At 72.4% G+C, this 13,684-nt stretch carries 11 protein-coding genes; 7 read left to right on the top strand and 4 right to left on the bottom strand.

The features are described from left to right. Window positions 1–2 precede the first annotated feature (2 nt). Window positions 3–707, top strand: a complete 705-nt coding sequence (gene npdG / locus ACSYGO_RS15875; RefSeq protein WP_426675732.1) for an NADPH-dependent F420 reductase — start codon at window positions 3–5, stop codon at window positions 705–707. 141 nt (window positions 708–848) lie between these two features. Continuing rightward, window positions 849–1,040, top strand: coding sequence for a hypothetical protein (locus tag ACSYGO_RS15870; RefSeq protein WP_432175205.1), 192 nt, complete (start codon window positions 849–851; stop codon window positions 1,038–1,040). Here ACSYGO_RS15870 and ACSYGO_RS15865 read toward each other — a convergent pair. Further along, the gene (locus tag ACSYGO_RS15865) at window positions 1,030–1,830 is read right to left on the bottom strand and encodes a site-2 protease family protein (RefSeq protein WP_432185808.1); all 801 of its coding nucleotides are present in this window, start codon (window positions 1,828–1,830) and stop codon (window positions 1,030–1,032) included. The two genes, ACSYGO_RS15870 and ACSYGO_RS15865, sit on opposite strands and share 11 nt — an antisense overlap. 115 nt (window positions 1,831–1,945) lie before the next feature. On the opposite strand from ACSYGO_RS15865, the gene ACSYGO_RS15860 reads away from it, so the two are divergent. Both ACSYGO_RS15860 and ACSYGO_RS15855 read left to right on the top strand, forming a co-directional pair. Then, the gene (locus ACSYGO_RS15860; RefSeq protein ID WP_460386896.1) at window positions 1,946–2,473 is read left to right on the top strand and encodes a DUF6578 domain-containing protein; all 528 of its coding nucleotides are present in this window, start codon (window positions 1,946–1,948) and stop codon (window positions 2,471–2,473) included. A gap of 14 nt (window positions 2,474–2,487) precedes the next feature. Further along, window positions 2,488–6,264: an AfsR/SARP family transcriptional regulator gene (locus ACSYGO_RS15855; protein ID WP_460386895.1), complete on the top strand. Its 3,777-nt coding sequence runs from the start codon at window positions 2,488–2,490 to the stop codon at window positions 6,262–6,264. Window positions 6,265–6,287: 23 nt separating this feature from the next. Here ACSYGO_RS15855 and ACSYGO_RS15850 read toward each other — a convergent pair whose 3' ends face one another. The 3 genes from ACSYGO_RS15850 to panB form a co-directional block, all read right to left on the bottom strand. After that, window positions 6,288–7,166: an ABC transporter permease gene (locus ACSYGO_RS15850; protein ID WP_460386894.1), complete on the bottom strand. Its 879-nt coding sequence runs from the start codon at window positions 7,164–7,166 to the stop codon at window positions 6,288–6,290. Further along, window positions 7,163–8,197 (bottom strand): ATP-binding cassette domain-containing protein, encoded by a 1,035-nt coding sequence (locus ACSYGO_RS15845; protein ID WP_426675738.1) that lies wholly within the window; start codon window positions 8,195–8,197, stop codon window positions 7,163–7,165. The genes ACSYGO_RS15850 and ACSYGO_RS15845 overlap by 4 nt, the downstream gene beginning before the upstream one ends. 373 nt (window positions 8,198–8,570) lie before the next feature. Further along, window positions 8,571–9,458 carry a 3-methyl-2-oxobutanoate hydroxymethyltransferase gene (gene panB, locus ACSYGO_RS15840; RefSeq protein ID WP_095933892.1) on the bottom strand — a complete coding sequence of 296 codons (888 nt, stop codon included), beginning with the start codon at window positions 9,456–9,458 and terminating at the stop codon, window positions 8,571–8,573. Window positions 9,459–9,864: 406 nt separating this feature from the next. Here panB and ACSYGO_RS15835 point away from each other — a divergent pair, with 406 nt between their 5' ends. The 3 genes from ACSYGO_RS15835 to ACSYGO_RS15825 all read left to right on the top strand — a co-directional run bounded on the left by ACSYGO_RS15835 (window position 9,865) and on the right by ACSYGO_RS15825 (window position 13,596). After that, the gene (locus ACSYGO_RS15835; protein WP_432173355.1) at window positions 9,865–11,457 is read left to right on the top strand and encodes an MFS transporter; all 1,593 of its coding nucleotides are present in this window, start codon (window positions 9,865–9,867) and stop codon (window positions 11,455–11,457) included. Between the two features lie 102 nt (window positions 11,458–11,559). Next, complete coding sequence (locus ACSYGO_RS15830) at window positions 11,560–12,180, top strand: TetR/AcrR family transcriptional regulator (RefSeq protein WP_426675740.1); 621 nt, start codon at window positions 11,560–11,562, stop codon at window positions 12,178–12,180. A gap of 378 nt (window positions 12,181–12,558) precedes the next feature. After that, window positions 12,559–13,596 (top strand): endonuclease/exonuclease/phosphatase family protein, encoded by a 1,038-nt coding sequence (locus ACSYGO_RS15825; protein WP_432173354.1) that lies wholly within the window; start codon window positions 12,559–12,561, stop codon window positions 13,594–13,596. Window positions 13,597–13,684: the final 88 nt, after the last annotated feature.

Below are 13,684 nucleotides of genomic sequence, written 5' to 3'. Positions count from 1 at the left end.
CCATGACCTCTACTGACAGTGCACAGAAGGCTCCCGCCAAGGATCCCTGGGACCTTCCCGACGTGTCCGGGCTCGTCGTCGGCGTGCTCGGCGGCACCGGGCCGCAGGGCAAGGGCCTCGCCTACCGCCTCGCCCGCGCCGGCCAGAAGGTGATCATCGGCTCGCGTGCCGAGGAGCGCGCGCAGGCCGCCGCCGCCGAGATCGGCCACGGCATCGAGGGCGCCGACAACGCCGAGACCGCGCGACGCAGCGACATCGTGATCGTCGCCGTGCCCTGGGAGGGTCACGGCAAGACCCTCGAATCGCTGCGCGCGGAGCTCGCCGGCAAGCTGGTCGTCGACTGCGTCAACCCGCTCGGCTTCGACAAGAAGGGCGCCTACGCGCTCAAGCCCGAGGAGGGCAGCGCCGCCGAGCAGGCCGCCGCCCTGCTGCCGGACTCGCGGGTCACGGCCGCCTTCCACCACCTGTCCGCCGTCCTCCTGGAGGACCCGGAGATCGACGTGATCGACACCGACGTCATGGTCCTCGGCGAGGAGCGGGCGGACGTGGAGATCGTGCAGGCGCTCGCCGGCCGCATCCCCGGCATGCGCGGTGTCTTCGCCGGCCGGCTGCGCAACGCCCACCAGGTCGAGGCCCTGGTCGCCAACCTGATCTCCGTGAACCGGCGCTACAAGGCCCACGCGGGCCTGCGCGTCACGGACGTCTAGACCGCCGGGCCCGCCGCTGCGGTGCCGGCGACGCCGGCCGTCCGGGCGCCGGGGCCCACGCGGGCCGGCGGGTGACGGACGTCGAGGCCGGGTGGGGGACACTGGTGGCAAGCAGTGTCCCCCCGACAGGAGCCGACCCCCATGCCCCGCCTCGCGCTGTACGCCCTCGCCGTCTGTGTCCTCTCCGTCGCCGCGGCCGTGGTCTCCTTCGTCCAGGGCAGCTGGCTCGGGATCGTGTGGGTGCTGCTGGCGGGCCTCACGTCCAACATGGCCTGGTACTACCTGCGGCGCACCCGGGCCGACCGGACGGAGAGCGGTTCCGTCACCGGCTGACCGTGCAGTACTGGTCGACACCGTCCCAGAAGCGGTAGAGGTTCTGGCCGCAGTAGCGCTGCACGTCGTCGATGCCCAGACCGCCGAGGATCGAGTAGATCGCGTCGAAGAAGACCTGGTTCACCGACGGGATCCACAGCACCGCGAAGACCGCGAGCAGACCGAACGGTGCGAACGGCTCGACCTGCCGGCGGACGCCGTACGACAGCCAGGGCTCGATCACGCCGTACCCGTCCAGGCCCGGCACCGGCAGGAAGTTCAGGATCGCGGCCGTGACCTGGAGCAGCGCCAGGAACGCCAGCGCGTACTGGAAGACCGGGGGCACGCCGTCCAGGGCGTGCAGCCAGAACGGCGCGGTGCACACGAGCGCGAAGAGGACGTTCGTCAGGGGGCCCGCGGCGGAGATGAGGCTGTGCTTCCAGCGGCCCCGGATGCGGCTGCGCTCGATGAAGACCGCGCCGCCCGGAAGACCGATCCCGCCCATGATCACGAAGATCACCGGCAGCACGATGCTCAGCAGCGCGTGCGTGTACTTCAGCGGGTTCAGCGTCAGATAGCCCTTGGCGCCGATCGAGATGTCGCCGCTGTGCAGAGCGGTGCGCGCGTGCGCGTACTCGTGCAGGCACAGCGAGACGATCCAGCCGGACGTGACGAAGAGGAACACGGCCACGCCGGGCTCCTCGGCGAAGCCGGTCCAGGCGGCCCAGCCGGTCACCGCCATGACGGCCACGATCCCGAGGAAGACGGGGCTGATCCTCCGCTCACTGCGGCGGGACGCGATGGCGGTCATAGGGCTCCCTGGACTGTCGGGACGGGTACGCACGTGCTTCGGGACTGCCCGACCGTACCGGGCTCGGGCGGAAAACGTCTCGCGACAGGGCATTGGTTCCGGGGAGGGTGGGGGCATGGCGCGATGGTGGGTGTTCTACGCGGACTGGCAGAAGGAGTGCTGCGGCACACCTTTCTCGGTGGGCGACGAGGTGAGCTGGCCGCTGCTGCTCGTGTCCTCCGACGAGGTGCTGGGCGGCGGCTGGTACGAGGAGCTGAGCAAGCTGTCGGGTCCCGTCGAGACCGTGCGGGACCATGACGGGGACGGGGACGGGGACGGGGGCGTGGTCGTCACGCTGCGCGGTGCCGACGGGCTCACGGCCGCGCTGAGCGACGACCCCCCGGACGAGCCCGGGCAGTGGATCAGGGCGGTCGGCGTGCTCACCGTCGAGCGCCACGGCGGGCTGTGGCCCGAGACCGCCGGCACGGTGCGGGCGATCCGTGTGGTGCGTCAGGAGTGCGCCGAGACGGACCCGGGCTCGCGCACCCTGGAGCCGGTGCCGCGGTCGCGCTCGCTGGAGAGCGCCGACCGCAGCCCGAAGTGGTTCGGCGAGGGCCGCCGCGGTGTCCTGGCCGAACTCGAGGTGCCGGACCTCCGTACCTGAGACCACCGGAGACAATGGACCCCGTGCGCTACCGCATCCTCGGCACCACGCAGGCACTCCGCCCCGACGGCACGCCCGTCCCGGTCGGCGGGGCGCGGCTGCGTGCCCTGCTGACCGTGCTCGCGCTGCACCCCGGCCGGACCGTGACCCCGGCCGTCCTGGTCGACGAGGTGTGGGACGGCGATCTGCCCGCGGACGCGCCCGGCGCGCTGCAGGCGCTGGTCGGGCGGCTGCGCCGGGCACTGGGACCGGACGCGGTGCAGTCGGCGGACGGCGGGTACCGGCTCGCGGCGGTGGCCGACGACGTCGACCTGTACCGGTTCGAGCGGCTCGCGGGAGAGGGCACCCGCGCGCTCGCCGACGGCGATCCCGCCAAGGCCGCGACCGCCCTGGACGACGCCCTCGCCCTGTGGCGGGGGCCCGCTCTCGCCGACCTCCCGGACCGCGCCGCGGAGGCGGCCCGCTGGGAGACGCGCCGGCTCGACGTGCGGCGTGCCCGGATCGGCGCGGCGCTCGCCCTCGGCCACGCCGAGCAGGTCCTGCCCGAGCTGACCGCACTGTGCGACGGCCACCCCCTCGACGAACCCCTGCACGCCCTGCGGCTGCGTGCCCTGCGCGCCGCGGGCCGCCCCGCCGAGGCCCTCGCCGCCTATGAGTCCGTACGCCGGCTCCTCGCCGACCGCCTGGGCTCGGACCCCGGTCCCGAGCTGCGCGCCCTGCACCGGGAACTCCTGGACGCACCGCGGCCCGCCCCGTCCGCCCCGTCCCACGACAACGGCCCGTACACGCCCCCTTCGCCCTCCGCCGGGAGCGAGCGTCCCGGCCCCCCGCCTCCCGCACCTCGGCGCCCGGACGGTACCGGCGACCGGTACGGGACGGCGGCCGGGCCCCCGGGCGCCGCCGAGGTCACCCACGGTGCGACGGCCCGGCACATGGACCGGAGCGCGCCCCGGCCCGCGGTCGGCACCGACGGGTCGCATGGTGCCGACGCGCCGTACGCCGCCGCGCCCCGGCATGTGGGCCGGGCCGCCGGTCACGACGGCGCGGACGCCGGGGCCGTACGGCACCGCGACCGCACCTCCGCCGCAGGCACCGCCCGGCCCGCGACGGGGGCCCCCGCCGAGTCCCACGCCGGCGCGCCGCAGGGCGTGCTCCCGATATCCGATGGCGTGCACCTCGCCCCCGGCAGTGCGTTCGGCGGCGCCGGTCCCGCCACCCCCGTCGACGGCCACACCGCCCCCGACGCCCCCTCCCGCGCCCGGCCCCCGCACCCGGCCGCCGGCAATCTGCGGGCCCGGCTCACGTCCTTCGTGGGTCGGGAGGCGGACATCGACGCCATCCGCGGAGACCTGGCGGCGGCCCGGCTCGTGACGCTGCTCGGTCCCGGCGGGGCAGGGAAGACCCGGCTGTCCCAGGAGGCGGCGGAGTCCGTGGCGTACGCGGCCCGCGACGGGGTGTGGCTGGCCGAGCTCGCGCCGGTCGACGACCCGGAGGCGGTGCCCGAGGCCGTGCTCACCGCGGTCGGCGCGCGCGAGACCGTGCTGCGCGGTGCCGGCGCCGAGGAGATGCGCGCCGTGGCCGACCGGCACGACGACCCGCTCACCCGGCTCGCCGAGCACTGTGCCAAGCGCCGCATGCTCCTCGTCCTCGACAACTGCGAGCACGTCGTGGACGCCGCCGCGCACCTCGTCGAGGAACTCCTGGAACGGTGCCCCGGGCTGACGGTGCTGGCGACCAGCCGTGAACCCCTCGGCGTACCGGGGGAGTTGCTGCGCCCCGTGGAGCCGCTGCCGGAACCCGTCGCGCTGCGGCTGCTGGCCGACCGCGGGGCCGCCGCCCGCCCCGGCTTCCGTGTCGAGGACGACGCCGAGGCCGCCGCGGAGATCTGCCGTCGCCTCGACGGCCTGCCGCTCGCGATCGAACTCGCCGCCGCCCGGCTGCGGATGCTCACCCCGCGGCAGATCGCCGACCGGCTGGACGACCGGTTCCGGCTGCTCACCTCCGGCAGCCGCACCGTGCTGCCGCGTCAGCAGACGCTGCGGGCCGTCGTCGACTGGTCCTGGGACCTCCTCGACGCGGACGAACGGGACGTGCTGCGGCGGCTGTCGGTGTTCTCGGGCGGCTGCGACCTCGCCGCCGCGGAGGCCGTCTGCGGCCCCGCCGCGCTGGAGGCCCTCGGCTCGCTCGTCGACAAGTCCCTCGTCGTCGCGGCGCCCACCGCGGAGGGCGAGGGCTCCGACGGGGAGATGCGCTACCGGCTGCTGGAGACGGTCGCCGAGTACGCGGGCGAGCGCCTCGACGAGTGCGGCGACCGCGCCGCCGCCGAACGCGCCCACCTCACCCACTACCGCGAACTCGCCCGCACCACCGACCCGGAGCTGCGCGGCCGCCGCCAGGCGACGGCGATCGCGAGCCTGGAGCGCGAGTACGAGAACCTGCGCACCGCCCTGCGGCACGCCGTCGCCGAGCGCGACGAACAGGAGGCGATCTGCCTCGTCCTGTCGCTGAGCTGGTACTGGCAGATCCGCGACCAGCGCATCGAGGCCCGCACCTGGTCCCGCGAGGTCATGGCCCTCGGCCCGGACCCGTTCGCCCCGCCGCCGCGTCCCGCCGAGCCGCTGCACGAGCGCTGCACCGACGCCCCGCCGCCGATGCGCCCGGACGTCCTCGCCGAGGCCCGGCGCGGAGTGCATCTCGTCCATCTCGCCTGCATGGACATGGACATGGAGGCCTGGCAGACCCCGGAGGCCCAGGCGAAACTGCACGTCATCAGCGAGACCTACCGTCCGGGCCTCCCGCAGACCTGCCGCAGCCCCGGCAACCTCTGGTTCTACGCCGTCCTGCTGACCGGCGACCTCGACCGGATGCGCGAGGTCGTCGAGGTGACGGTCGCCACCTGCCGTGAGCTCGGCTTCGAGTGGGAGCTCGCGGTCGCCCTCCAGATGCGCGCCAACGTCCTCGCCAACCGGGCCGACCTGGCGGGCGACGCCACCCGCGACGCGGACGAGGCACTGGAGATCTTCGCCGCGATCGGCGACGCCTGGGGCGCCGCCGAGGCGTTGTCCGCGCGCGGCGAGGCGCACGAACGCAAGGGCGACTACGCGGCCGCCGCCGCGGACTACACGGAGGCGAGCGGGTACGCCGAGCGGCTGGGCGCGCACGCCCAGATGGCGGTGCTCAGCGTCCGGCTCGGCGGTGTGTACATCGAACTGGGGGACCACGAGCGGGGCGAGCGGATGCTGCGCGACGCCCTCACCGAGGGCCACGGCGCCCTCAACGAGGCGATGCCCGCGGCCCGGCTCTTCCTCGCCATGTGGCTCGGCCGGACCGGCCGGATCGCCGAGGCGCGCGAGCAGATGCGGCGGCTGCGCGAGGACTTCGCCGCCGCCACCTTCGTGGTCTTCGAGGGCTTCGTGCTCGGCGTGGAGGGCTGGCTGGACGCGGTCGAAGGACAGTACGAGACCGCCCTGGCCAAGGTCCGCAAGGCGCTGTCCCGGTCCATGGACCCCCTGACGCAGATGATCGCGCCGCACATGACCTCGGCGCAGCTGACCACCGCCGCCATCGCCCTGACCGGTCTGGACGGCGGCAGCCGTGTCCGCGAGGCGGCCCGGCTCCTCGGTGCCGCCGACCACCTGCTGCCGCCGGGCCACTTCACGGGCCCGATGGAGGACGAGGTGCGCGCGCAGGCGGAGGCCGGCGTGCGCGCCGCGCTCGACGACGCGGCGTACGAGGCCGCGTACGCCGAGGGCGGCGGGCTCTCCGCGCAGGAGGCCGCCGCCCTTGTCTGAGGCGAACCGGTGGGCCCGCAAGGTCAGGTCTTGTTACGGAACTTGTGGATCGCGATCGGTGCCATGACCAGCGTCAGCGCCGCCGTCCAGCCGAGGGTGACCCACAGGTCGTGGGTGACCGGGCCGCCCACCATCAGGCCGCGCGCGGTGTCCGCGAGCGAGGACAGCGGGTTGTAGTCGGTGAAGTTCTGGAGCCAGCCGGGCATGGTGCGAGGCGGCGAGAAGATCGACGAGCCGAACTGCAGAGGCATCAGGACCAGGAAGCCCATCGCCTGCACGGACTGGGCGTTCTTCATCGTCACACCGAGGACCAGGAAGATCCACATCAGGGCCGAGCCGAAGAGGGTGGCGAGTCCCACGGCCGCGAACAGACCCGGCCAGTTCTCGATGTCGAAGCCGACCAGCACGCCGACGATCATGAGGATCGTCGTCGCGACGAGCATCCTCATCAGCTCCACCACGATCTTGGCGAAGAGCACCGAACCCTGGCCGATCGGCAGGGTGCGGAAGCGGTCCATGACACCGCTCTGGAAGTCCTGGTTGAAGCCGGTGCCGACGGCCGTGGCGATGTTCATGCCCATCATGGCCATCAGGCCGGGCACCACGTACTGCACGTACTCCTGCTGTCCGCCGCCCAGCGACTTGCCGATGGAACCGCCGAAGACGTACACGAACAGCAGGGTGAAGACGACCGGCATCAGGACGGCGTCGAACATCGACTCGGGGTCCTGGCGGATCCACAGCAGATTGCGGCGGACCAGGGCGCCGATGTGGCGGGCGTGCGCGCGGGGCGAGATGCGGGAGTCGCCCTCGGTGGCGATGGGGGCATCGGGGACAGGGGGGAGAGGAGCGGCGGGGCCGCTCTTCGCAAGGGTGGCGGTGGGCGACGGGCTGGCGCTCATACGGCGACCTCCTCGGGGGCGGGGGCGGGGACCTCGTCCTGCGGGGCGGAGGCCTTGTGGCCGGTGAGGGACAGGAACACCTCGTCCAGGCTGGGCAGTTCGGTGGAGATGGAGCCGATGGTGATGCCGCGCGCGGTGACCGCGCCGACCACGGCGGTGAGCTGCTCGTCGCTGAGGACCGGCACGAGCACGCTGCCGGTCTCGGCGTCCACGGTCGTCGTGGCGAGGCCGGTGAGGCCCAGCTCGTCGAACATCGCGGCCAGCGGGCGCAGTTCGAGCGGGTCCACCGGGCGGACGCGCAGCGTGCGGCCGCCGACACGGGCCTTCAGCTCGTCGATCCGGCCGTTCGCGATGACCTTGCCGCGGTCGATGACCGTCAGCTCGGAGGCCAGCTGTTCGGCCTCCTCCATGTACTGGGTGGTGAGCAGCACGGTGGCGCCTTCGGCGACCATCCGCTTGACCTCGTGCCACACCTCGTTGCGGGTGCGCGGGTCGAGGCCGGTGGTCGGCTCGTCCAGGTACAGGACGGCCGGGTTGCCGATCATGGAGGCGGCGAGGTCGAGGCGGCGGCGCATACCGCCGGAGTACGTGGAGGCCGGGCGCCGGGCCGCCTCGGTGAGCGAGAAGCGCTCCAGGAGCTCGTCGGCGCGGCGGCGGGCGTCCTTGCGGGGCAGGTCGAGCAGCCGTCCGATCATGTAGAGGTTCTCCCAGCCGGGGAGCTTCTCGTCGACCGAGGCGTACTGGCCGGTGAGGCCTATCACGCGGCGCAGCTGGCGGGGCTGGCGCAGCACGTCGTAACCGGCGACGGTGGCGTGCCCGGAGTCGGGGGTGATGAGGGTGGACAGGCAGCGGACGAGGGTGGTCTTGCCGGCGCCGTTGGGACCCAGTACCCCGAGGACGGTGCCCTCGTGCACGTCCAGGTCCACACCGTCCAGCGCCTTGGTCTCGCCGTAGTGCTTGACCAGCCCCCGTACGGTGACGGCGCTCGCGGCGCCGGCGCCCTCTCGGGGGTTCTTGTCGATTCGCGTCATGCCGACCAAGGTGCCAGCCGCCACCGACAACCGGCCGACAGCCCACCGACAGCCCGCCGGCGCCGTCCGACGCGCACCGACAGGCGGCCGACAGCGCACCGCCGTCCGGCCGGCGGCGGTCGCTCGGCGCCGGGCACGTGCGAAAAGGCGGCGACCCGTCGACGGGGGAAGATCGACGGGTCGCCTCGGTGCCGCAGTGGCTGTGGGTCCCAGGGGGTTTCGTTCGGATCAGGTCGGATCGGGCCGCGGCGTCCGGTGCGGTGCGTCGCACGGCGGAGGATCACTCGCGTACCGGTCGTACTCGGGTGGCCCGACAACGCGGCGAGGTGCCGTGCCGGGCGTCGCGGACCCGGGCTGATCCAAACGAAACCCCCTAATGGACGGAGTGCTCCTCCAGCGGGAAGGTCCCGCCGACCACGTCCTCGGCGAACGCCTTCGCCGCGTCGCCCATGACCTGACGCAGGTCGGCGTACTTCTTGACGAACTTCGGCACCCGGCCGCCGGTCAGACCGAGCATGTCGGTCCAGACGAGGACCTGCGCGTCGGTCTCGGGACCGGCGCCGATGCCGACGGTCGGGATGTGCAGCGTGCGCGTGACCTCGGCGGCCAGCTCCGCCGGGACCAGTTCCAGGACGACGGCGAACGCGCCCGCGTCCTGCACCGCCTTGGCGTCCCGCAGCAGCTGGTGCGCGGCCTCGTCGCCGCGGCCCTGTACGCGGTAGCCCATGGCGTTCACGGACTGCGGGGTCAGGCCGATGTGCGCCATGACCGGGATGCCAGACTCCACGAGCAGCTCGATCTGGCGGTGCGAGCGCTCGCCGCCCTCCAGCTTCACCGCGCCGACCCCGGCCTCCTTGACGAGGCGGGTCGCCGAGCGCAGGGCCTGCACGGGGCCCTCCTGGTAGGAGCCGAAGGGCAGGTCGCCGACGATCAGGGCGCGCGAGGTGCCCCGGACCACCGCGGCGGACAGCATCGTCATCTCGTCCATCGTGACGGGCACGGTCGTCTCGTACCCCAGGTGGCAGTTGCCCGCCGAGTCGCCGACGAGCATCACCGGGATGCCGGCCTCGTCGAAGACCGACGCGGTCATCGCGTCGTAGGCGGTGAGCATGGGCCACTTCTCGCCGCGCTCCTTGGCGGCGGTGATGTCGCGCACCGTGATACGGCGGGTGCTCTTGCCTCCGTACAGCGCCTTGCTGCTGTCGGTGCGCTTGAGGGCGCCCTCCGCGGACTGCTCCTGGGCAGCCGAAAGCTGCGTCATCGCAACGGCTCCTTCTGTCATCTCGAGGCACCCTGACGGCGTCCCCGGACCGCCTCCATGGTGGCACTTCGTGCCACGCGCGGCTAGGGGGTGTCGTTTGGACCAGCTCGGGTCCGCGACGCCTGGCACGGCACCTCGCCGCGTTGTCGCCTCACCCGAGTACGCCCAGTACGCGGGTGAGGCTCCGCCTTGCGATGCACCGCACCATGCGCCGCGGCCTGATCCGACCTGATCCAAACGAAACCCCCTGGACCGGGCCGGGCGATGTACGTCTCGTCCAACCGGGCGGTGTCCGCGCGCCACGGCCCCCGCCTCCGTCCTGCGACCTAGGTCCCTTCGTAAGGTCTCCGTAAAGCATTTCCGATACGAGACGGTGCCGTATCGGAAGTCGCCTAGGGTGGTCGCCATGACGACCTCCGCTCCTCCTGCCGAACGACGTGTGCCCGAGGCGGTGCACCGGCGCCGCTGGGCGATCCTCGGCGTGCTCATGCTCAGCCTGCTGATCGTGGTGCTCGACAACTCCATCCTCAACGTCGCGATCAAGACGATCTCGACACCGGCGCCCACCGGACTCGGCGCCACGCAGAGCGAGCTGGAGTGGGCCATCAACGCCTACACGCTCGTCTTCGCCGGACTTCTGTTCACCGCCGGCCTCCTCGGCGACCGGCTCGGCCGCAAGAAGATGCTGCTCGCCGGTCTCGCCGTGTTCGGCATCGGATCCGCGCTGGCCGCGGAGTCCGGCTCGCCGGTCCAGCTCATCGTGTTCCGAGCGGTGATGGGTCTCGGGGCCGCCTTCGTGATGCCCGCCACCCTCGCCGTCCTGATGAACGTCTTCGAGCGCGACGAGCAGCCCAAGGCCATCGGCATCTGGGCGGGCGGCGTCGGTCTCGCCATCGCGATCGGCCCGATCACCGGCGGTGTCCTGCTGGACCACTTCTGGTGGGGCTCGGTCTTCCTGATCAACGTGCCGATCGTGGCGCTCGCGCTCGTCCTGATGTTCTGGCTGGTCCCCGACTCCCGTGACCCGAACCCCGGCCGCCTCGACCCGGTCGGCGTCGTCCTGTCCGTCATCGGGCTCGTCCTGCTGGTCTACGGCATCATCAAGGGCGGCCAGCTCGCCGACTTCACCGACGGCACCGTCCTCGCGACCATCGCCGCCGGACTCGCCGTCCTCGCCTTCTTCGTCGTGTACGAGAAGCGCAGCGACCACCCGTCGATCGACGTCACGTACTTCCAGAACAAGGTCTTCTCCGCCGCGATCGCGGCCATCGCGCTGGTCTTCTTCGCGCTGATGGGCGTGACCTTCTTCTCCGTCTTCTACACGCAGAGCGTGCGCGGCTACTCGCCGCTGCAGACCGGTCTGCTGATGCTGCCGCTCGCCGCGGCCCAGATCATCTTCGCGCCGCGCGCCCGCCTCGTCGTCGACCGCATCGGCAACAAGGCCACCTGCACGGCGGGCCTGCTGATCATCGCCGCGATGCTCGCCGCGTTCGCCGTCCTGGACACGGACACCCCCATCTGGCTCCTGGAGGTCATCTTCTTCCTCATGGGCACCGGAATGGCGCACATCATGACGCCCACGAGCGTCGTGATAATGCAGGCCCTGCCGCGTGAGAAGGCGGGTTCGGCGTCCGCGCTCAGCAACACCTTCCGCCAGGTCGGCGGCGCCCTGGGCATCGCCGTCCTCGGCTCCGTGCTCTCCACGTCCTACCGCACCGGCATCGAGGACAAGCTGTCCCTCGTCCCGGCCGGCCTGCGGCACACCGCCGGAGAGTCCATCGAGGCCACCCTCGGTGTCGCGGCCCGGCTGGGCCCGCAGGGCAAGGCCCTCGTCACCCCCGCCAACGACGCCTTCCTGCACGCCATGCACGTCACCGCGCTGTGCGGCGCGGGCGTGGCGATCATCGGCGCGCTGGTCGTCGCCGTGTTCCTGCCGGGACGGTCCGCCGAGGAGCGGGCGGGCGAGGAGGAGGCCGAGCTGGTGACGGCCGACCACTGACGCGCCGTCGTACCGATTCGTGGGCATCCTGGCACCGGGTGCCCGCGAATCGCGTGCACCGGGGAGAATGGGACCAGGTCAACGAAGGGAACGGAGTTCGACGTGAGCCTCGCGCACAGCCGACCCAGGCACGGGGGGCCCACCCGGGGACGTCCCCGAAGCGAGGCCGTGGAGCGCGCCATCCTGGAGGGTGTCATGAAACTCCTGGAGGACGGTGTGCCGCTCGGCGAGCTCTCCATCGAGCGCATCGCGCGTACGGCGGGCGTCGGCAAGGCGACCATCTACCGCCGTTGGAGCGGCAAGGAGGAGCTCTTCGTCGACGTCCTGCGCGCCGCCGAACCCCCCGATCCCGACCTCCCCGGCACCTCGATGCGCGACGACCTGATCGTGCTGCTCGAGTCGCTGCGCCAACGCGGCCTGCTCAACCGCTCGTCGGCGATCCTGCACAACGTCCACGCGCAGATGAAGAGCAGCCCGAAACTCTGGGCCGCCTACGACGCGACCGTCATAGCGCCGCGGCGCCAGCTGGGTTACGAAGTGCTGCGCCGCGGCCAGCGCAACGGCGAGCTGCGCACGGACCTCGACATCGAGTTGCTCAACGACCTGTTCGTCGGCCCCATGCTCGTGCGGGCCGTGATGCGCCCGGAGACGGAACTCCCCGAGGACCTCGCGGAGCGGATCGTCGACACGGTTCTGGAGGGGCTGCGCCCCGACCGGCCCTGAGGGCTGTCCCGTGATCCCCGGCGGGCGCACGACGACAGCTACGGCCTCGCCGCGTTGGAGGGTCACCCGAATGCGCCCAGTATCAGGACGATCCTCCGCCTTGCGATGCACCGCATTCGACGCCGCGCGCCGATCCACCGGGGATCACGGGAAAGCCCTTGGTCCGCATCGTTTCTGACGGGCCGGTTCCTGACGGGCCGAATGTGCGCGTTTCGTCACAGAGGACGCGATCCGCGCCCCGATCCGGAACTCCGGACGCGAAGTTGTACGTCCCCTTGCCCGTACGGCCGCCCCCGGGCGGCAGGAACGACGCCGATCATCCCCTAGGGTCGTAGCCGAGGGGCAGACGGTGCGCGCGGCAGTTTGTGAGGCGACGGTATGGCGCAGGCGTATATGACGGAGACGGGAAGCGGCGGCCAGGGGCCGGACCGCAGAGGGTCCCGGCTTCGGCGCCTGCTCGACGGCTGGCGCGGCGACCGGGGCATCTGGCGCCGCGGCATCCTCCTCGCCGCGTGCGCGGTGTTCCTCGCCCTGGTGATGCTGCTGCACGCGCAGATCCCCAACCGCATCGGCAACCTCGGCAGCCTCACAGAGACGTTCCTGCCGTGGCTCGGCGTGTTCGTCCCGGTCCTGCTGGTCCTCGGCCTGGTGCGGAGGTCCGTCACCGCCCTGATCGCCGTGCTGCTGCCCGCGATCGTCTGGCTGAACCTGTTCGGCGGGCTGCTCACCGACAAGACCGGCAGCGGCGGCGACCTCACCGTCGCCACCCACAACGTCAACGCGGAGAACCCGGACCCGTCCGGCACCGCCCGCGACGTGGCCTCCTCCGGCGCCGACGTGCTGGCCCTGGAGGAGCTGACCGCCTCCGCGGTCCCGGTGTACGAGAAGGCGCTCGCGTCGACGTACAAGTACCACTCCGTGCAGGGCACCGTCGGACTGTGGAGCAAGTACCCGCTGACCGGCTCCCGGCCCGTCGACATCAAGCTGGGCTGGACGCGCGCGATGCGGGCGACGGTGGACGCGCCGGCCGGGCAGGTCGCCGTGTACGTCGCCCACCTGCCCTCGGTGCGCGTGAAGATGGAGGCGGGGTTCACCGCACGCCAGCGCGACAAGAGCGCCGACGCGCTGGGCGAGGCCATCGCCGACGAGCGCCTGACGCGGATCGTCCTGCTCGGCGACCTCAACGGCACGATGAACGACCGTGCCCTGAACGCCGTCACCGCGCAGATGCGCTCCACCCAGGGCGCGGCGGGCAGCGGCTTCGGGTTCAGCTGGCCGGCGTCGTTCCCGATGGCCCGCATCGACCAGATCATGGTCAAGGGCGTCGAGCCGGTGACCTCCTGGACCCTGCCCGAGACCGGCAGCGACCACCTGCCGATCGCCGCCCGCGTCAAGATCGACGAATCGGCGTCGTAGCTCCGGGAATACTGGGCCTGAGTTACTTTGTTCCGTAGTTAAACTTATGCTGCCCGTGCACAGTGCCGTGCACGGGCGGCGACATGCC

The sequence above is a fragment of the Streptomyces krungchingensis genome (genome assembly GCF_054729265.1).
The sequence above is the reverse complement of the archived record's forward strand: the minus strand, read 5'-3'. Positions and strand labels throughout refer to the sequence as shown.